This is a genomic window from Citrobacter sp. Cu231 (assembly GCF_030332265.1).
GTDB classification, from domain to species: Bacteria; Pseudomonadota; Gammaproteobacteria; order Enterobacterales; family Enterobacteriaceae; genus Citrobacter; species Citrobacter meridianamericanus.
This window is the reverse complement of sequence record NZ_JAOWIE010000020.1, coordinates 137,750-156,577: the sequence shown is the minus strand read 5'-3', so window position 1 is coordinate 156,577 and position 18,828 is coordinate 137,750. Positions and strand designations below refer to the sequence as shown.

The window sequence follows — 18,828 nt, the reverse complement described above, 5'->3', positions numbered from 1 at the left end:
TGCACCCCAGTCATGTACTACTTGTACGCTCCCGGGGATACATTCGTTTGCCGCCGCGATGCAACTTGAACGATTTTGCGCAAGTTAATGAATTGTAGGCCCGGTAAGCCATGGGCTACCGGGCAACGGGTGAATTACTTCGTGAAAGGGCGAGTGATAAGCCCAACGGGACCTGTGGTGTACCAGCGGCGGTTACCACGGCTACGCGAGTCGCGACCGACGGCCTGCGTCAGGCGGTCGAGAATGATGGCGAGGATCACAATCCCAACTCCGCCAACGGTGGCAAGCCCCATATCCAGACGACCGATGCCGCGCAGAACCATCTGACCCAGTCCGCCGACGGCAATCATCGAGGCGATGACGACCATTGAGAGCGCCAGCATCAGCGTCTGGTTAACCCCGGCCATAATGGTGGGCATTGCCAGCGGGAGCTGCACTTTAAACAGCATCTGGCGCGGGCTGGCACCAAACGAGCGTGAGGCTTCAATCAGATCGGCTGGCACCTGGTTAATCCCCAGAATGGTCAGACGCACAATTGGCGGCAGGGCGAAGATAATCGTCACCACCACGCCCGGGACGTTACCAATACCGAACAGCATGACAATCGGCACCAGATAGACGAACGCAGGTGTGGTTTGCATCGCATCCAGCAGCGGGCGAACAATTTTTGCCGCCCGAGGGCTACGTGCTAACCAGATCCCCATCGGCAGACCGATCACCACGCAGAACAGCAGCGCAGTCAGCACCAGTGCCAGGGTTATCATGGCCTGCGACCACGCGCCGATGGCACCGATTGCAATCAATGAAATCAGCGTAGCAACGCCCATTCCAACGCCGGAAATCTGCCAGGCAATCAAGGCGAACAGGATAATCGCCGCCGGGGCTGGCATACCTAACAGCAGCTGTTGAAAGCCGTTGAGAATGTAATCCACCGGGACACGAATGCCCTGGAAGACCGGACGGAAATGAGTAACAACCCAGTCGATCCCCTCAGTGACCCAGCTATCGAGCGGGATCAGCGTTTTATGGAACGGATCCATAATATTGAAATGCTCTGGCGCCGGCGCGGGGGCGCTGGTCAGCCAGTCCGCGCCACTGCCGTCAGTGGGCGCACCGGATGGCGTACTCCAGGCATCGGCAGTTTGTGCGGCGCTGTCAGTCGCTGGTGTGGTATCCCACGGATTAGTTTGATCAGCCATTGTTTACCCCCTCACGATCTAAAGCCTGTAACAGCATGCGTTTTGAAATGACGCCCACATACTGCTGTTCCTCATCAACAACCGGCACCGCGCACGGGGCCTGGCCGACATGAGAAAGCAACTCGCTGAGAGGAGTTTGTGCATCGACGGCTAGCGGCTCATCGATCAATGCCGCTTCAATACCTTGCGCCTGACTTAACGCTGTTTTTAATGAGTCGATAGAGACAACACCGACGAATTTGTTGCCTCGCTCGATCACATAACCATATTCGCGATCTTTGTCCTGCAATAATTGCAGCGCAGAACGTGGGCCCACCCCGGGCGTTTTTCGAATTAAACCCTCGGGGCTACGGCGCGATATATCTTTCGCACTGAAGACCTGGCTAATATCAACGCCACGGAAGAAGGTGCGGACATAATCATTGGCCGGATTATTCAGAATTTCATCTGGCGTACCGACCTGCACCACTTCACCGTTTTGCATAATGGCAATTCTGTCGCCAATACGCATGGCTTCGTCGAGGTCGTGCGAAATAAAGACCACGGTACGTTGATGCTTCGACTGCAGTTTTACCAGTTCATCCTGCATCTCTGTACGAATTAAAGGATCGAGTGCTGAGAAAGCCTCATCCATTAATAAGATGTCAGGATTAATGGCTAACGCACGGGCAAGTCCCACACGCTGGCGCATCCCTCCGGAGAGTTCATCCGGGTATCCGTGAGCGTAATTCTCCAGACCAACCTGACGTAGCGCATCTAAGGCTTTTTCACGACGTTCATCGGCGCCAACACCGGCTAATTCCATACCGAATGCCGTATTGTCCAGAACCGTCATGTGCGGCATCAGGGCAAAGGACTGGAAGACCATCGCAATCTTTTTTCTGCGCACCTCGCGAAGCTCGGCATCGGATATCCGGGCGATGTCTACACCGTCAATCAATACCTGTCCGCGGGTGGGTTCAATCAGGCGATTGAGAAGGCGTACCATTGTGGATTTACCCGAACCAGATAATCCCATGATGACAAATATCTCGCCTTCTTCAATGGCCAGACTGGCGTTCTTAACGCCAAGCGATAGCCCTGTTTTATCCAGAATCTGCTCTTTTGAAAGTCCTTTTTCAATATATTTGAAGGCTCTCTGCGGATGCTCTCCAAATATCTTATAGAGATTTTTAACTTCTAATTTAATTGCCATGCAATAGAATGATTCCTGTTATTTGTTTATATCGATATATTACCTGATGGAAATAGTGACCTTTTTCTACCCTAACATACTGAGAATCTGAGACAACCCTGAATTTGGCTGTGGCACGAATATTGCCGAAGGCCAGGTGGCGGGATTTCCCATGATATAAGGGCTGAACGCGAATGTGAGTTGCTTGATATTTTTTGTAAATGGCAAGGGAAAAACGCCTGAATTGATGAAATGCAGGCGAATAATGCGGCTGGTATTGAGTGTAGATCACACAATTATATTTGCGCGATAAAAGTGTGATCCTGTTAAAATATTTCCGCGAAAATTGTACGGAATTTCCCGCGAAAATGAGTGCTAGAAATTCCAGTCGTCGTCTTCAGTTTCGACCGCTTTTCCCATCACGTAAGATGAGCCAGAACCCGAGAAGAAATCGTGGTTTTCGTCAGCGTTAGGCGATAGTGCGGCAAGGATTGCCGGGTTGACCTCCGCCATTTCTGGCGGGAATAATGCCTCATATCCCAAATTCATTAATGCCTTATTGGCGTTGTAACAAAGGAAGGCTTTGACGTCATCTACCCAACCGGTCTTTGCATACAATTCTTCCGTATAGCGCGCTTCGTTATCATACAATTCCATCAACAGGTCGAAGGCAAAATTCTTTAACTCCTCACGTGCGGATTCGGAAATATGTTCCAGACCTTTTTGAAATTTATAACCAATGTAATACCCATGAACGGCTTCATCACGAATGATCAGACGAATAAGATCGGCAGTATTGGTCAATTTGCCGCGGCTGGAAAAATACATCGGCAACCAGAAACCGGAATAGAACAGGAAAGATTCCAGAAACACGCTGGCAATTTTCTTCTTCAGCGGTTCGTCGCTGGCGTAATGTGCCAAAACGATCTGTGCTTTGCGCTGGAGTGGGGGACTTTCTTCACTCCAGGCGTAAGCCGCATCCACATCTTTGGTCTGGCACAGGGTGGAAAAAATAGAGCTGTAGGAACGGGCGTGCACCGCTTCCATAAAACTGATATTCGACAGCACCGCCTCTTCATGCGGTGTTAATGAATCTGCCATTAATGCTGGCGCGCCGGCAATATTCTGAATGGTGTCGAGCAGCGTCAGCCCGGTAAAAACGCGGATCGTCAGTTGCTGTTCAGCAGCGTTCAACGTTTGCCAGGCCGGGATATCATTGGAAAGCGGAACTTTTTCCGGTAGCCAGAAGTTACTGGTCAGGCGATTCCAGACTTCGAGATCTTTATTATCCTCAATCTTGTTCCAGTTGATGGCGCTAACGCGGGATAATGTCATTTTGTTCTCCTTACAGCGCGCATGACACGCAGCCTTCTATTTCGGTCCCTTCCAGCGCCAACTGACGTAGTCGGATGTAGTACAGCGATTTGATGCCCTTACGCCAGGCGTAAATCTGCGCTTTGTTGATATCGCGCGTAGTGGCGGTATCGGGGAAAAAGAGCGTCAGTGAAAGCCCCTGATCGACATGGCGCGTTGCCTCAGCGTAGGTATCGATGATTTTTTGCGGACCAATCTCCCAGGCATCCTGATACAAGGCCAGATTTTCATTGGTCATGAACGGGGCAGGGTAGTAAACGCGCCCGGTTTTGCCCTCTTTACGAATCTCCACTTTCGACACAATCGGATGAATGCTTGACGTGGCATGGTTGATGTAGGAGATAGAACCAGTGGGCGGAACCGCCTGTAAATTCTGGTTATAAATACCGTAGCGCATCACATCTTCACGCAGTTGCGCCCACATCTCGCGCGTCGGTAGCGTAATGCCGCTGGCGGCAAACAGTGTGCGGACCTTGTCGGTTTTTGGCTGCCAGTCGCCCTGCAGATACTGGCTAAAATACTCGCCGCTGGCGTAGCGGGACTGCTGGAATCCGGCAAAGGTTTTACCGCGCTCGCGGGCGAGCTTCATCGATGTATTCAATGCATGCCAGGTGATGGTGTAGAAATAGAGATTGGTGAAATCCAGTCCTTCCGGCGAACCATAGGCAATCCCTTCCCGCGCCAGATACCCGTGCAGGTTCATCTGCCCAAGGCCAATCGCGTGCGACGCGCTGTTTCCTGCTTCAATCGAGGGTACGCTGCGGATATGGCTCATGTCCGAAACGGCGGTTAAGCCGCGAACAGCTGTCTCCACGGTGCGGCCAAAGTCGGGTGAATCCATGGTATGGGCAATGTTCAACGAGCCGAGATTGCAGGAGATATCATGCCCTGTATGCGCGTAATTGAGGTTTTCATCGTAGGTGGAGGCGCTGTTAACCTGCAAAATCTCTGAGCACAGATTGCTCATATTGATCCGACCGGCAATTGGATTGGCACGATTCACCGTGTCTTCAAACATGATGTATGGGTAGCCTGACTCGAACTGGATCTCTGCCAGCCGCTGGAAGAAATCGCGGGCGTTAATGTATTTTTTGCGTACGCGTTCGTCGGCGACCAGTTCGTCATACCGTTCACTCACGGCGATATCACCGAACGGTTTGCCGTAAATGCGTTCTACGTCGTACGGTGAAAACAGCGCCATCCGGGCATTTTCTTTCGCCAACCGGAAGGTGATGTCGGGGATTACCACGCCAAGCGAGAGCGTTTTGATACGGATTTTTTCGTCGGCGTTTTCACGTTTAGTATCGAGAAAACGCAAAATATCCGGATGGTGCGCGTGCAGGTACACCGCGCCCGCGCCCTGACGCGCACCGAGCTGATTCGCATAAGAAAACGCATCTTCCAGCATTTTCATGACCGGGATCACCCCGGAGGACTGGTTCTCAATGCGTTTAATGGGCGCACCCGCCTCGCGCAGGTTAGAGAGCAAAAAAGCCACGCCGCCGCCGCGTTTGGAGAGCTGCAGCGCCGAGTTGACCGCGCGTCCGATTGACTCCATGTTGTCTTCAATACGTAACAGGAAACAGGAGACCAGCTCGCCGCGTTGCTGTTTACCGCAGTTTAAAAAGGTTGGCGTGGCGGGCTGAAAGCGCCCGGAGAGCATTTCATCGGTCAGTTGCGTCGCAAGCGCTTCATCGCCCTGCGCCAGAGTGAGCGCCACCATCGTCACCCGATCCTCAAAGTCTTCCAGATAGCGCTTACCGTCGAACGTTTTCAGCGTATAGCTGGTGTAGAACTTCCATGCGCCGAGGAATGTCTGAAAACGGAATCCACTGGCGTGGGCGTGGTCAAATAGCTTCAGCACAAACGCGCGATTGTAGCGGCTTAACACGCTGGCATCGTAGTAGCCTTCATCCACCAACGTTTCGAGACGCGCCTGCTGGCTGGCAAACGCCACCGAATTGGGGCGGACGTGGGCGGCAAAGAAAGCCTCCACCGCCTGATGGTCTTTGTCGAACTGAATGCGCCCGGCTTTATCGTACAGATTCAGCATGGCGTTCAGGGCGTGATAATCCAGCGTCTGCTGCATTACACGTTCTGCGGTTGTCGTTGCCAAAATTCGCTCACTCCTTTTCGAACGTTGTCGATATCGCTTTGGGTGCCCATTAGCTCAAAACGATAAAGCCACGGCACGCCGCATTTTTGTGAAATGACATCACCCGCGCGACCGTAGGCATCACCGAAATTGCGGTTGCCGGAGGCGATCACGCCACGGATTAACGCCCGGTTGTGCGTATCGTTTAAAAAGCGGATCACCTGTCTCGGAACAGCGCCAGCCGTGCCGCCACCACCATAGGACGGCACGATTAAAATGTAAGGTTCGTCTACCCGGATCCGCTCGCGTTCATTAAGCGGGATGCGAATGGCAGGCATCCCCAGACGCTGCATAAAGCGGTGCGTATTTTCGGAGCTGCTGGAAAAGTAGACGAGTTGACTCATGCGCTGACCACTTGAGGTTCAGGACGCAGACGGTTGATCATATCCGGGCGAAATCCTGACCAACTGGTTTCCCCTGCGACCACGACCGGTAGTTGGCGAAAGCCTTGAGCGCGCAAGCTATCAGCCTGGTCGGGCTGTAAATCGACGTTCACCATCTCAAAGTCGAGGCCACGGCTTTCCATCGCTTTCTTGGTGGCGTGGCACTGAACACAGTTATTGCGAGTGTAAATAACAATGAGCATGATTCGTATTTCCATTGAGGAGTGAAAGAATGACGCGACAGACAGCGTCAGGTTGTGTGCATCTTGATACAGATGATACTAGATGTAGTTTTAAAAATATTCAACCATACAAGATATGGGAATTTTAGGTTGATTAGGGCATGAGTGAGGAGTGTGGCGGGGAAGAAGATTGTTGCCGGACAGAGCTATCCGGCAACCGATAAATCACATGCGCATTCCCACAGCCAGGCGGTTAAAGCAGTTCATCAGGCTAATGGCAAACGTCAGGTCGCTAATTTCTTTCGCGCTAAAATGGTCGAGCAGCGGCAGATAAACATCGTCTCCGGCATGGGTGCTGGCGATATCGGTGACGGATTCGGCCCACGCCAGCGCCGCACGTTCCTGCTCGCTGAAGTGGTGACTCACCCGCCAGCCTGCCAGCGCGTCCAGTTTAGCCTGCGCAACGCCTGCTTTGCGCAGCGCTTTACTGTGCATTTCCAGACAAAAGGCGCAGCCGTTGATTTGCGAGACCCGCAGGTAAATCAGTTCCGTCAGCGTAGGTTCCAGCGCGCAGTTCTCCAGCGCTTTGCTTGCCTGAACCAGAGCGTTATAGATTTCAGGACTGAGTTCATAATAGGGCTGGCGTAACATGGTCATGGTATTTCTCCTCGTTTGGATAACCCGCAATGTAGCACTATAATGGACTGCTACAGAGAGCCATATTGTTGCAAAAAAAGCAGACCATAAATGCCGCGCTATCAACAAATCGCCCGCCAGTTAAAAAATGCCATTGAGACAGGTGAACTCAAACCAGGCACAAGATTGCCCTCCAGCCGGACGTGGTCCCAGGAACTGGGGGTTTCGCGTTCGACGGTGGAACATGCCTATGCCGAGCTGGTGGCTCAGGGCTGGCTCGCGCGGCGAGGACAGGCAGGAACATTTGTCAGTGAGCAATTGCGCCTGGAAAAGGCACCTGCGTCTCCCGCGATCTTCGCCGGAGAAAACCCCAGACCGCAAGCTTTTCAGATGGGATTACCCGCACTCGATCTCTTCCCACGTGACGTCTGGGCGCGAGTGATGGGTCGGCGTTTACGCACCCAAACGCGTTTTGATCTCGCGGTGGGCGATGTTTGCGGCGAACGCGCGTTACGTCAGGCGATTGTGGATTACCTGCGCGTTTCACGCAGCATTGAGTGCCAGCCGGAGCAGATTTTTATTACGTCAGGCTATGCGGCATCAGTAACGTTAATTCTGCGCGCTCTGTCTCAACCTGGTGAGGGAATGTGGGTCGAAGATCCCGGCTTTCCGCTGATTCGGCCCGTGGTGGCTCAGGAACAGATTGAGCTGATGCCGGTGGCGGTGGATAGCGATGGTCTGGATGTCTGCGCTGGGATCCGCGACTTTCCACAGGCGCGTTTTGTCATGCTCACACCCGCACACCAAAGCCCGCTGGGTGTGGCCCTGTCATTAGACCGTCGCCATCGGTTGCTGGAGTGGGCGGCTCGCGAACAGGCGTGGATTATTGAAGATGATTACGACAGTGAATTTCGCTACCACGGTAAGCCGTTACCGCCACTTAAAAGTCTGGATGCGCCCCAGCGAGTGATTTATGCCGGCACGTTCAGTAAATCGATGTTTCCGGCGTTGCGCACGGCATGGTTGGTGGTCCCTCTGACTCAGGTCGAACGTTTTCGTCAGCAGGCGGCGCTAACGGCCTGTAGCGTTCCGGTTTTATGGCAGCAAACGCTGGCGGATTTTATGCAAGATGGTCATTTCTGGCGGCACTTAAAACGCATGCGCCAGCATTATGCCGAGCGGCGTCAGTGGATGGAGAACGCCCTGACTGAACAAGGATTCAGCGTCATTCCTCAGGAAGGGGGGATCCAACTGGTGATGACCGTAGAGGGAGATGATGTTGCGTTAGTGCGCAAAGCGAATCAGGCCGGGCTTGCGGTTCAGGCGTTGAGCCGTTGGCGAATAACTTCGGCTGGAAAGGGGGGGATCTTGCTGTCGTTTACCAACATCAGCTCGGTTGTAATGGCGCAACAGGCGGCAAATCAACTGCGGCTGGCACTGACATAATCTGTAGGGTTCTTACGATATTCGTCCCACCCTGGTCACTCGTTTATGGACTTTTCTGAAAGCGTTGCTAATGCTGAATCAGGTAAGGTAAGCCCGCAGTAAAAGATAACGAGGAAAATAATATGTATTTACGACCTGATGAGGTGGCGCGCGTACTTGAAAAAGTGGGCTTTACCGTTGATGTAGTGACTCAGAAAACGTATGGCTATCGTCGTGGTGAAAATTATGTGTACGTTAACCGTGAAGCACGCATGGGACGTACCGCATTAATTATCCATCCCACGCTAAAAGAGCGAAGCTCTTCGCTGGCAGAACCTGCGACGGATATTAAAACCTGCGATCATTACCAACAATTTCCACTGTATTTAGCCGGTGAGACACACGAACACTATGGTATTCCGCACGGCTTTAGCTCGCGAATTGCGTTGGAGCGTTATCTGAGTGGGTTGTTTGGCGACGTTAGCTCAAACTAATAATGCGACTGGCAGGGCCAGTCGCGAAGAGACCTGTCAGGCTTTAGCCTGGTGATAGCTGCTGACCTTAAACAGGCGGCGGCAATAATCAAGAAAGTAGCCATAGACCGCGCCCATCAGCATTGATACCACGATATTCGAACTGACTGCAGCCGTAATCTGGTGCCAGTCTGCGCCAACCGTCAACAGAATAATCACATACACTGGCGACTGGAAGGTGACATAAGCCAGCACGTCCGCCAGATTTTTCCCCCACCCAGCCTGCGTGGTTTTGCGTGCCGCGCGCATAAATAAATCGCGGTACATGCCGTATGGCCACGCGATCAGTATGTTAATGGGGATAGCAACGAGTCTGGAGTACAGGGACTGTTCGAAGCTCATTCCTGAAAGGAATATTTCGATCAACATGTTCACGACAGAACAATAAACAACCATCGCGAACGTGTCTGCTACTGCATGACGCAAGCGTGACTGCGGAGAGAACATGTTAATGCTCCTTGTAAAAAGAGAAAAAAAGGTTTTGAATACCTTTCTGCTAGTGATTTGTCTTGCTGCATTCGCGTTTGAATAGGATATCTGGCTGGATAATAACTATCAACTAGCTTAAAATTTTTATTTATTACCTTTTTGTCGATAAAATGCTCTGTAATGGTGTGTTTTTTGTTCGTTTTGGTGTTTTCGTTGCTGGGTTAAGAAAAAATCTTTTAGATCAACTAGTTATGGTTATTTGTTTTTATGAATTTTTTGCGCTCCTTTTCTGAATGTTGACCAATGTTCAATATATCTACTCGTCGATTCTGCGCGATAGTGTGGCCTGGTTATCAAGTGACGCATCGAGATACCTTGAAGGTATATTTATCGTGGCTATCAGAGGAACGGAAATATTATATAGATAATATAAAAAATGATGCCATAAATACCTGTGTTGGCTTTTTGTTTTATAACATACGAATAAATTAGACTGGAAATATAATAGGTAGTTGCATACAATATTTAGCGTAATACCATTTTTATGTTTTACGTTAAAGAGGTTTTGTTAATATGAGTTCAATGTTAAAAAACTTAAATAATATCCGCTCGCTGCGAGCAATGGCTCGAGAATTTTCTGTTGAAGTGCTGGAAGATATGCTTGAAAAATTCAGAGTTGTGACCAAAGAACGGCGCGATGAAGAAGAACAGCTACAGCGCCAACGTGCAGAACAGCAGGAAAAAATTAATACCTTGCTGGCGCTGATGCAGGCAGACGGGATCAATCCGGAAGAGCTGCTGAGCATAACGTCTGTGACGGCACGTTCAGTTAAAAAACGTCAGCCGCGCCCGGCGAAATATCGTTTTACCGATCTCAATGGTGAAACAAAAACATGGACTGGACAAGGTCGCACACCGAAGCCAATTGCCGAGGCGCTGGCTGCCGGTAAATCGCTTGATGACTTTTTGATCTAATTATGAATGCGGTGAGGGTGTCCTCACCGCTTATTTTCAGCAAACGCCGAAATCACCTTCTTCGGTATATCGCGTCACATCAGCCGCTTTCAGCGTGAATTTCTCACCGCTTTCATTACTGGCTTGTACCGCCACAATTTGATCGTCATTGACTTCGACAACTTTCAGTTTGGGGCCGCCCATGCGCGGTTGAACCAGATCGCCAGGTTGAAACATAGTGCACTCCTTTATTTATCGCAGAACTCACCATAGATCACGTCAATCGGCGGGTACAGCGCTGTTTCAAGGTTTACCGCTTAATGAGTACGTCGGTTCCAGGGCATGATGTCCAGTAATCGTGCCATGCCGCAAAAGCCGGTCACACCAGCGAGTATCAGCCCCGCGCCGACAAAACCGCTCAGCAGGAAGAAGGCGCTATTGACGGCGTAACCCAGAATGACGCCGAACAGGGCAAGGCTACCTGCGGATATCTGCACCTGACGCATCAGCGGTAACGGTTGTGAACTGTCTTTTGCCACCGGCAAACCTGCAGATTTCCAGCCGTCAATTCCGCCCTCCAACAACCAGACCTGCGCAGGAGCGGCAAGAGCACTCAGTTTTGTCGCCGCGTTTTGTGTACGTTTGCCAGACTGACAGTGAAAGATAATCTTTTCGGCGCGGAGATTTGCAGGCAACGCCCCATGCTCGAGCGTCGATAACGGGGCCAGATGCGCCTCAGGGATATGTTCGTGCAGATACTCGTCAGCATCGCGGATATCAATCAGTTTTGCGCCTTGTGCGACCAGCGTCTGCGCTTCGCGTGGGGAAATCGTCCCAATAGTCATGATGGCTCCTTATGGGCAATAAAGTGTCTTTAATGTGGCGATCAGCGAATTCACGGCCGCATTTTTGATGGAGTACAGGATGCGCTGGGCATCGCGTTGGCTGTCTATCAGGCCTTCTTCTCGCATACGTGCCAGGTGCTGCGAAGTGGCGGAGGGACTGAGGCCGGTAATACGGGCTAACTCGCCCGCGCTGGTACCGGGCGAACCGCAGAGCATGCACAAAATCAGCAACCGCTTCGGGTTACTCATCGCTTTGAGCAGAGCGGCAGCCTGTTCCGCGCTGGCCTGGAGTTGTTCAAGTTCTGTCATATGTATTTAAGCATAATCTAAATTAAGTAAATTCTAAAATAAAAAATCAACCTACGCCAGCGTCAAAAGCGTAAAAGAGGGTAAAACAACAGGGCGAGACGGGAGGAGTTAGCTACACTGATTAGTCTTAGAGATAAAATCTCTTTTTAAACAATGGTTAATTTTTTGCTTGTAGGGAGTATGTATGGGTTTCTGGAGAATCGTTTTTACTATTATTTTGCCTCCGCTCGGCGTGCTGCTGGGTAAAGGATTCGGTTGGGCTTTTATTCTCAATATCGTTCTGACGCTGCTGGGCTACATCCCAGGTCTGATCCACGCCTTCTGGATACAGACGCGTAACTAATTCCCCTTCTACAACGGCGCTTTGGCGCCGTTTTCGTTGTGCTCCTTTCTCCTCTGCTACACTTTTCAGGTTGATTGTTTATTATCGAGGTGGATATGGGTCTCTTCAATTTTGTAAAAGATGCGGGTGAGAAACTGTGGGATGCGGTCACTGGAAATCATGACACAGCCGATCTGGCAAAAAAAGTGCAGGAACACCTGAATAAAACCGGTATTCCAGATGCGGATAAAGTGGACGTCCAAATTAACGAAGGCAAAGCCACCGTTTCTGGCGATGGATTAAGTCAGGAGGCGAAAGAAAAAATCCTGATAGCGATTGGTAATATCTCTGGTATTGCCAGTGTCGACGACCAGGTTAAAACCTCTGTGCCCGCGAGTGAAAGCCAGTTTTATACCGTGAAATCGGGGGATACCCTGAGCGCTATTGCCAAACAGGTTTACGGCAACGCTAATCTGTATAATCAAATATTTGAAGCAAATAAACCGATGCTGAAAAGCCCGGATAAAATTTATCCCGGGCAGGTTTTACGTATTCCGCAACAATAATAATGTTCAGGTTTATTGCGTCAGCAATTTGCCGGACATCGCCTGTTGAATAATCGGAATCGGCGTCAGCAGGTGCTGACGCATTAATTCGCTGGCTCGCGGGGCATCGCGTGCCAGAATTGCTTCGATCAGCGTTTGGTGCTGATCGTGTTTATCTTCCAACATCTCAACCGACAGCACCGTTTTACGCAGCCAGATAAACCGGTAGCGCGCCGCCAAATCGAACAGTCGTTCGCGCATTTGCAGCAAATATTGTGAACCGCAGCCGGAGACAATCGCTGAGTGAAACGTCTGATGGCGCTGATCCCACTCGTCGAGCATCTGTTCACTGGCGTCAATCGCTTCAAGCTTAGCGAGCATATGCGCCCGCGCCAGAATTTCAGCTTCCCAGGCATCGTCGCCACGTTCAATCGCCAGCGCGACCAGCATGGCCTCCATATTGGCGCGGGCATCGAAAATATCGAGCAACTCCTGCTCGGACATTGGGGCGACACGATATCCTTTCTGATTGACCACCGTGACCAGCCGCTCGGCAACCAGTTGCGAAAGCGCTTCGCGTAGCGGTCCCACGCCAAGATCATAACGCGAGGTCAGCAGGCTCATACGCAGTTTTTCATCAGGCTGATACACACCGCGGATGATGTCGTTCTTCAGCCAGCGGTATCCATCAATGGCCGTCGGTTGGTGAATGGCGGTCATGGTTTCACTCCTGAACGGATTTCCCGGCCTGAGCCGGGAACAGGTTTAATGCGTATTTTGCAATGGTGCTTTTTGCCACGATAGCAGTTTTTTCCAGCGCGACATAATGGGCACGGTACAAATAATTCCTATGGCTAACAACCCGGTAGAGATAACTTCCAGCTGTTGTGCCGGGCGAAACAGCATTACCACCAGCACAAAGATAATAAACGCGATCACCAGCCAGGTTAGCCACGGATAAAGCCACATTTTCAGTTTGATTTCACCACCTCGCGCCAGCAGGATTTTACGCATCCGCAGTTGGGAAATCGCAATCACCAGATACACCAACAGTGCGATGGCGCCGGAGCTGTCGATCAGGAATTTGAATACTTTGGCCGGGGCATAATAGTTGACGACCACAGTGAGAAAGGCGGCACCTGTCGACAGTAACACTGCAACATAAGGCGTTTTACTGCGGTTTGTTTTGCCCATAAAAGCGGGTGCATCGCCGCGACGACTCAGGGAGTAGAGCATGCGTGATGAGGTATACAGTGCGGAGTTCAGACAACTAGTCACCGACAACAAAATGACGCAGTCCATGATCAGCTTCGCATGTGGGATATGCAGTAACTCCAGCACTGAACGATAAGAGCCCACTTCTTTCAGTCCCGGCATGTTCCATGGGATCAGCGCCACTACCACGAAAATAGAGCACAGATAGAAGATGGAGATACGCCAGATAACCGAGTTGGTGGCGCGGACGATGTGTTTATCCGGGGTATCGGATTCGGCGGCGGCGATAGTGACAATTTCCGCGCCCATAAAGGAGAACATGGTGATCAGCATCGCGCTGAGCACAGCGCCGAAACCGTTGGGCATGAAGCCGCCATGATCCCACAGGCGCGAAACCCCACTGACTTCGGCATAAGGGTAGAAACCGCTAATCGCCACCGCGCCGAGGGTTATAAACGCCAGAATGGCAATCACTTTGCACAGCGCCAGCCAGAACTCGAATTCACCATAATTTTTGACGCTCAGCAAATTACTGCCGGTTAATGCCAGCGTGATAACCAGAGAAAACAGCCAGATAGGGATGCCCGGGACCCAGGAGTGAAGAATAATGGCGGCAATATTCGCTTCCAATGGGATCACCAACACCCAGAACCACCAGTACAACCAACCGATGGTATAACCTGCCCACGGGCCGATGGCCTTATCGGCATAGGTAGAAAACGATCCGGTATCCGGGGTGGCGACGGCCATTTCGGCCAGCATACGCATAATCATCACCACCAGTAACCCAGCGAACAGGTACGCTAATAGCACTGCGGGACCGGCTTCTGCTATCGCCACGCTTGAACCGACAAATAAACTTGCGCCGATAACTCCGGCAATAGACAGCATGGTAACGTGGCGTGATTTCAGCCCGCCCCCTAAATCATGTGATTGTGACACTTGCCCCATCGTTTAAACCTCTCGAAAGTATTGCACTTGGGAGAGCACCCCGGCATTCCCGCGCCGGGGCACGCGTATTATTGTTATTGATCTGTTTGCCGGATAAGGCGCATTTGCATCGCCATCCGGCTCGGATGCAGGGGTGTTAACCTTGCTTCGCCTCGGCAAAACATTGAGCGATGATGTCCAGCCCCTGGTGGATTTGCGCATCTTCAATGGTCAGCGGGACAAGGATGCGCAGGACGTTGTAGTAAGGCCCGCAGGAGAGCAGGATCAGTCCTTTATCACGCGCACGCGCGACAATTTCGGCGGTCAGTTTGGCGTCTGGTTTTGCATGGTCGCCATCTTCGAACAGTTCGATAGCAATCATCGCCCCCAGCCCGCGAACGTCGCCAATCTCGCGGTGGGTTTCCGCAATAGCCAGCAGACCTTCACGCAGGGTTTGCCCCAACTCGTTGGCTTTTTGCAGCAGATTTTCCTGCTCGAAAATGTTCAGTACCGCCAGCGCGGCGGCACAGGCAATCGGATTACCAGCATAAGTACCGCCCAGCCCGCCCGGTGGAATAGCGTCCATGACGTCGGCGCGTCCGGTCACGCCCGCCAGCGGGAAACCTCCGGCGATGGATTTGGCGAAGGTGGTGAGATCGGGCGCAACGCCCATCTGCTCCATGGCAAACAGTGTACCGGTACGGCCCGCGCCACTCTGGACTTCGTCAGCAATCAGCATGATGCCGTGCTCATCACAAATGGCGCGCAGCCGTTGCATAAAGGCCGGTGAGGCGGCGTAAAAACCTCCCTCGCCCTGAACAGGTTCAATCACGATGGCGGCAACGTCTTCCGGCGCGGCATCATTTTTGAAGATGCGATGAATGCTGGCGATAGCATCGTCGTCACTGATGCCATGCAGCGGGCACGGGTAAAGCGCGCGATACACATGGCCAGGCATCAGCCCCATTCCGGCAGAGTACGGGTTTACTTTCCCGGTCAGAGACAAAGTGTAATGTGTACGACCGTGGTAAGCGCCGCTAAAGGCGATTGTGCCGGTGCGTTTGGTGGCGGCGCGGGCGATTTTTACCGCGTTTTCCACCGCTTCAGAACCAGTCGTTACCAGCAGAGTTTTCTTGGCAAAATCGCCCGGCACTTTCTTGTTCATGATTTCGCACAGCTCCAGGTAAGGCTCATAGGCCAGCACCTGGAAACAGGTATGGGACAGTTTTTTCAACTGCGCTTCTACCGCAGAGACAATCTGCGGGTGCAGGTGGCCGGTGTTTAGCACTGCGATACCACCGGCAAAATCGAGGAATTCGCGGCCTTCAACGTCCCAGACCCGACAGTTTTCTGCTCGCTCGGCGAAAATAGGGTGGATCTGTCCTACGCCACGGGGAACGGCGTTGCTGCGACGTTGCATGAGTTCTTTGTTGGTGCTCATCAGGTGTTCTCCAGTATTTGTTTTATTAAAGGCCGATGCACATGTATTTGATTCCTAAGTAGTCTTCGATGCCGTATTTTGAACCTTCACGGCCAAGACCGGAGGCTTTGATTCCTCCAAATGGAGCGACTTCGTTGGAGATGATGCCGGTGTTAATGCCGACGATGCCGTATTCCAGCGCTTCGCCAACCCTGAAAACGCGGCTCAAATCACGGGCGTAGAAATAGGCTGCCAGACCAAACTCGGTGTCGTTGGCCTGAGCGATGACATCTGCTTCGTCTTTAAAGCGAAACAGCGGCGCCAGTGGGCCAAACGTCTCTTCTTTGGCGACCTTTGCGTTGTCAGGCACATCCACCAGAATGGTGGGCTGGAAGAAGTTCCCGCCGAGCGAGTGAGGTTTACCGCCCGCGATAATGCGCGCGCCTTTATCCAGGGCATCGGCGATGTGCTCCTGCACCTTGGCGACCGCTTTTTCGTCGATCAGCGGTCCGGTGGTGACGTCAGGTTGCAGACCATCGCCGAGGTGCAGTTTGCTCACAGCCTGCTGAAGTTTTTCGGCAAAACGCTCATACACACCGTCCTGCACGTACAGACGGTTGGCGCAGACGCAGGTCTGCCCGGCGTTACGGAATTTCGAGGCCAGCGCGCCTTCCACGGCTTTGTCGAGATCGGCATCGTCAAAGACGATAAACGGTGCATTGCCGCCCAGTTCCAGCGACACTTTTTTGATGTCTTTGGCGCACTGTTGCATTAACTGACGGCCAATTTCAGTTGAACCGGTAAATGACAGCTTGCGCACCAGCGGGTTGCCGGTCAGCTCGTTACCGACTGCGCTGGCTGAACCGGTCACCACGCTGAAAACGCCTGCCGGGATCCCGGCGCGATTAGCAAGCTCTGCCAGCGCCAGTGCGGAGAATGGCGTCTGGCTGGCGGGTTTGAGCACCATGGTGCAACCTGCCGCCAGCGCCGGACCTGCTTTGCGGGTGATCATCGCCGCCGGGAAGTTCCACGGCGTAATCGCGGCGGTAACGCCGATCGGCTGTTTGATGACGATCAGGCGTTTGTCAGCCTGATGGCCAGGGATCGTATCGCCATAAATGCGTTTGCCCTCTTCGGCAAACCACTCAATAAAGGAGGCGGCGTAGGTAATTTCGCCTTTGGCCTCCGCCAGTGGTTTTCCCTGTTCCAGGGTCATCAGACGGGCGAGATCGTCTTGATGCTCAATCATCAGATTGAACCAGCGGCGCAGAATGTTGGCCCGCTCTTTGGCGGTCAGCGCACGCCAGGCGGGCAGCGCGCGGTTGGCGGCGTTAATCGCTTCGCGGGTTTCATCCGCCCCCATTTTCGGTACGCTACCCAATTGCTGACCGTTGGCGGGGTTGGTCACCGCGAGGGTCTCGCCGCTGTTGGCGTCACGCCAGTTGCCGTCGATCAGTGCCTGCTGGCGAAATAAGGTTGGATCGTTAAGTTGCATAATTGCTTCCTGTCTTCATCGTTTTAACGGGTGAATGCGGCGTGTAATGTCTCCACGCTACGTGCCGCACGCAGCGTGCGTCCGGGATTACTCTGGTTCTCAAGCAGCGCATGAACTTTACTGACAATATGCGCGCCGATAGGGATTGCTGACGTTGCCGCAGGAGAAGGGGCATTACAGGTATGAATTGAGCGTGGCGTGGTCACAAACAGAAAATCATCGATCAGTTTGCCGTCAGGTGATACCGCCTGTGCCCGCACGCCCGCAGGCCAGGGCTGCAGATCGTGTTGCGTCAGGCTCGGGCAGTACTTTTGCACCAGTCGCAGATAACCGCTTTTGCACAACGAATTCTTCATTTCGCCAAGCCCGGATCGCAGGTTGTTTTGCAGCACGCGGCGAATACCGGAAGAGCCGAAGATCTCCAGCGTATCGCTCAGTGAGAAGTCGCGCTTACGGTAGCCTTCGCGTTTAAACGCCAGCACCGCGTTGGGGCCGACCGTGACGCTGCCGTCGATCATCCGGGTCAGATGCACGCCGAGAAACGGCATCGCCGGATCGGGGATCGGGTAAATCAGATGATTAACTATCTGGTTATGTTCTGATGCCAGACGAAAGTATTCGCCACGGAACGGACAGATGATAAAGCCGGGTTCGACACCGAGCATTTTCACCAGTCGATCCGCCATCAGCCCGGAGCAGCTAATTAGCGTCGCACCTTCATACTCCTGACCCTGACGCGTATGGACGATCACCCCCGCGGCATGCTCTTTCAGCGCGCTGACCTCGGCGTTGTAAACAATCTCACCGCCCTTGGCCTGGAAAATCTTCGCCATCGCGGCGGTTACTTCACGGTAGCTGACGATCCCGCTCGACGGGACGAAAATACCGCCCAGACCGGTGATATTCGGTTCACGCTCGCGAAGCTCCTGCGCATTCAGCCATTCACGCTCAAGGCCGTTAGCGGCGGTGCGATCCCATAGCGCACGCATGCGTTCCATTTCCAGAGCGGAAGTGGCAACCAGCATTTTTCCGCAGACGTCGTAGCGGATGCTGTTTTGATCACAAAAGGCTTTGGTGGCGCGATTTCCGGCCAGGCAAAACTGCGCCTTCAGGCTGCCAGGCGTGTAATAGACCCCGGCGTGGATCACACCGCTGTTATGGCCCGTCTGGTGACAGGCCGGGCCGGACTCTTTTTCCAGCAGCGCGATTCTGGCGTCCGGATAGACATCAATCAGTTGCATGGCGGTCGACATGCCGATAATACCGCCGCCAATAATCACAAAATCATACATCCGCTTTTTTC

General features: G+C 52.6%; 21 protein-coding genes. 5 read left to right on the top strand and 16 right to left on the bottom strand.

Translation table 11 applies throughout. The features are described from left to right. Positions 1-134 precede the first annotated feature (134 nt). The 7 genes from proW to OGY15_RS01445 all read right to left on the bottom strand — a co-directional run bounded on the left by proW (position 135) and on the right by OGY15_RS01445 (position 7,124). The gene (gene proW / locus OGY15_RS01475; protein WP_286537791.1) at positions 135-1,199 is read right to left on the bottom strand and encodes a glycine betaine/L-proline ABC transporter permease ProW; all 1,065 of its coding nucleotides are present in this window, start codon (positions 1,197-1,199) and stop codon (positions 135-137) included. Continuing rightward, positions 1,192-2,394 (bottom strand): glycine betaine/L-proline ABC transporter ATP-binding protein ProV, encoded by a 1,203-nt coding sequence (gene proV, locus OGY15_RS01470; RefSeq protein ID WP_151218173.1) that lies wholly within the window; start codon positions 2,392-2,394, stop codon positions 1,192-1,194. The genes proW and proV overlap by 8 nt, the downstream gene beginning before the upstream one ends. A gap of 354 nt (positions 2,395-2,748) precedes the next feature. After that, entirely contained in the window at positions 2,749-3,708 is a 960-nt protein-coding gene (nrdF, locus tag OGY15_RS01465) for a class 1b ribonucleoside-diphosphate reductase subunit beta (RefSeq protein ID WP_151218172.1), read from the bottom strand. A gap of 10 nt (positions 3,709-3,718) precedes the next feature. Beyond that, a complete protein-coding gene (gene nrdE, locus OGY15_RS01460) occupies positions 3,719-5,863 on the bottom strand; it encodes a class 1b ribonucleoside-diphosphate reductase subunit alpha (RefSeq protein WP_187258896.1) in 2,145 nt (714 codons plus the stop codon). Next, positions 5,836-6,246: a class Ib ribonucleoside-diphosphate reductase assembly flavoprotein NrdI gene (gene nrdI / locus OGY15_RS01455; RefSeq protein ID WP_151224233.1), complete on the bottom strand. Its 411-nt coding sequence runs from the start codon at positions 6,244-6,246 to the stop codon at positions 5,836-5,838. Before nrdI ends, nrdE begins: the two co-directional genes overlap by 28 nt. Continuing rightward, positions 6,243-6,488 (bottom strand): glutaredoxin-like protein NrdH, encoded by a 246-nt coding sequence (nrdH, locus tag OGY15_RS01450; protein WP_151218170.1) that lies wholly within the window; start codon positions 6,486-6,488, stop codon positions 6,243-6,245. The genes nrdI and nrdH overlap by 4 nt, the downstream gene beginning before the upstream one ends. Positions 6,489-6,692: 204 nt before the next feature. Further along, positions 6,693-7,124 carry a carboxymuconolactone decarboxylase family protein gene (locus OGY15_RS01445; RefSeq protein WP_151218169.1) on the bottom strand — a complete coding sequence of 144 codons (432 nt, stop codon included), beginning with the start codon at positions 7,122-7,124 and terminating at the stop codon, positions 6,693-6,695. Between the two features lie 90 nt (positions 7,125-7,214). On the opposite strand from OGY15_RS01445, the gene pdxR reads away from it, so the two are divergent. Both pdxR and OGY15_RS01435 read left to right on the top strand, forming a co-directional pair. Continuing rightward, positions 7,215-8,549, top strand: a complete 1,335-nt coding sequence (gene pdxR / locus OGY15_RS01440; RefSeq protein WP_151224232.1) for a MocR-like pyridoxine biosynthesis transcription factor PdxR — start codon at positions 7,215-7,217, stop codon at positions 8,547-8,549. A 122-nt stretch (positions 8,550-8,671) separates the two neighbouring features. Then, the gene (locus OGY15_RS01435; protein WP_061068432.1) at positions 8,672-9,022 is read left to right on the top strand and encodes a DUF2002 family protein; all 351 of its coding nucleotides are present in this window, start codon (positions 8,672-8,674) and stop codon (positions 9,020-9,022) included. 36 nt (positions 9,023-9,058) lie between these two features. Here the strand turns inward: OGY15_RS01435 and alaE are convergent, their stop codons facing one another. Next, the gene (gene alaE / locus OGY15_RS01430) at positions 9,059-9,508 is read right to left on the bottom strand and encodes an L-alanine exporter AlaE (RefSeq protein ID WP_151218168.1); all 450 of its coding nucleotides are present in this window, start codon (positions 9,506-9,508) and stop codon (positions 9,059-9,061) included. 555 nt (positions 9,509-10,063) lie between these two features. Between alaE and stpA the strand changes: the two genes are divergently transcribed. Then, positions 10,064-10,465, top strand: coding sequence for a DNA-binding protein StpA (stpA, locus tag OGY15_RS01425; RefSeq protein ID WP_187253087.1), 402 nt, complete (start codon positions 10,064-10,066; stop codon positions 10,463-10,465). 36 nt (positions 10,466-10,501) lie between these two features. On the opposite strand, the gene OGY15_RS01420 is transcribed toward stpA, so the two are convergent. From OGY15_RS01420 to OGY15_RS01410, 3 genes are all read right to left on the bottom strand, one after another. Continuing rightward, the gene (locus tag OGY15_RS01420; protein WP_151218167.1) at positions 10,502-10,681 is read right to left on the bottom strand and encodes a GDFGVC terminal motif YodC-like protein; all 180 of its coding nucleotides are present in this window, start codon (positions 10,679-10,681) and stop codon (positions 10,502-10,504) included. 80 nt (positions 10,682-10,761) lie between these two features. After that, complete coding sequence (locus tag OGY15_RS01415) at positions 10,762-11,289, bottom strand: rhodanese family protein (protein WP_278238485.1); 528 nt, start codon at positions 11,287-11,289, stop codon at positions 10,762-10,764. Between the two features lie 9 nt (positions 11,290-11,298). Further along, positions 11,299-11,598, bottom strand: coding sequence for an ArsR/SmtB family transcription factor (locus tag OGY15_RS01410; protein WP_137346398.1), 300 nt, complete (start codon positions 11,596-11,598; stop codon positions 11,299-11,301). 184 nt (positions 11,599-11,782) lie between these two features. Here OGY15_RS01410 and OGY15_RS01405 point away from each other — a divergent pair, with 184 nt between their 5' ends. Beyond that, on the top strand, positions 11,783-11,941 hold the full coding sequence (locus tag OGY15_RS01405) for a YqaE/Pmp3 family membrane protein (protein ID WP_003037242.1): 159 nt from the start codon (positions 11,783-11,785) through the stop codon (positions 11,939-11,941). Between the two features lie 95 nt (positions 11,942-12,036). Next, entirely contained in the window at positions 12,037-12,486 is a 450-nt protein-coding gene (gene lysM / locus OGY15_RS01400; RefSeq protein WP_278238486.1) for a peptidoglycan-binding protein LysM, read from the top strand. Positions 12,487-12,498: 12 nt separating this feature from the next. Here lysM and csiR read toward each other — a convergent pair whose 3' ends face one another. From csiR to lhgD, 5 genes are all read right to left on the bottom strand, one after another. Then, complete coding sequence (gene csiR, locus OGY15_RS01395; RefSeq protein ID WP_278238487.1) at positions 12,499-13,185, bottom strand: DNA-binding transcriptional regulator CsiR; 687 nt, start codon at positions 13,183-13,185, stop codon at positions 12,499-12,501. A 45-nt stretch (positions 13,186-13,230) separates the two neighbouring features. Then, positions 13,231-14,631 carry a GABA permease gene (gene gabP, locus OGY15_RS01390; RefSeq protein WP_187253086.1) on the bottom strand — a complete coding sequence of 467 codons (1,401 nt, stop codon included), beginning with the start codon at positions 14,629-14,631 and terminating at the stop codon, positions 13,231-13,233. A 136-nt stretch (positions 14,632-14,767) separates the two neighbouring features. After that, the gene (gabT, locus tag OGY15_RS01385) at positions 14,768-16,051 is read right to left on the bottom strand and encodes a 4-aminobutyrate--2-oxoglutarate transaminase (RefSeq protein ID WP_151218164.1); all 1,284 of its coding nucleotides are present in this window, start codon (positions 16,049-16,051) and stop codon (positions 14,768-14,770) included. 25 nt (positions 16,052-16,076) lie between these two features. Further along, positions 16,077-17,525, bottom strand: a complete 1,449-nt coding sequence (gabD, locus tag OGY15_RS01380) for an NADP-dependent succinate-semialdehyde dehydrogenase (RefSeq protein WP_286537749.1) — start codon at positions 17,523-17,525, stop codon at positions 16,077-16,079. A gap of 23 nt (positions 17,526-17,548) precedes the next feature. Further along, the gene (lhgD, locus tag OGY15_RS01375; RefSeq protein WP_151218163.1) at positions 17,549-18,817 is read right to left on the bottom strand and encodes an L-2-hydroxyglutarate dehydrogenase; all 1,269 of its coding nucleotides are present in this window, start codon (positions 18,815-18,817) and stop codon (positions 17,549-17,551) included. Positions 18,818-18,828: the final 11 nt, after the last annotated feature.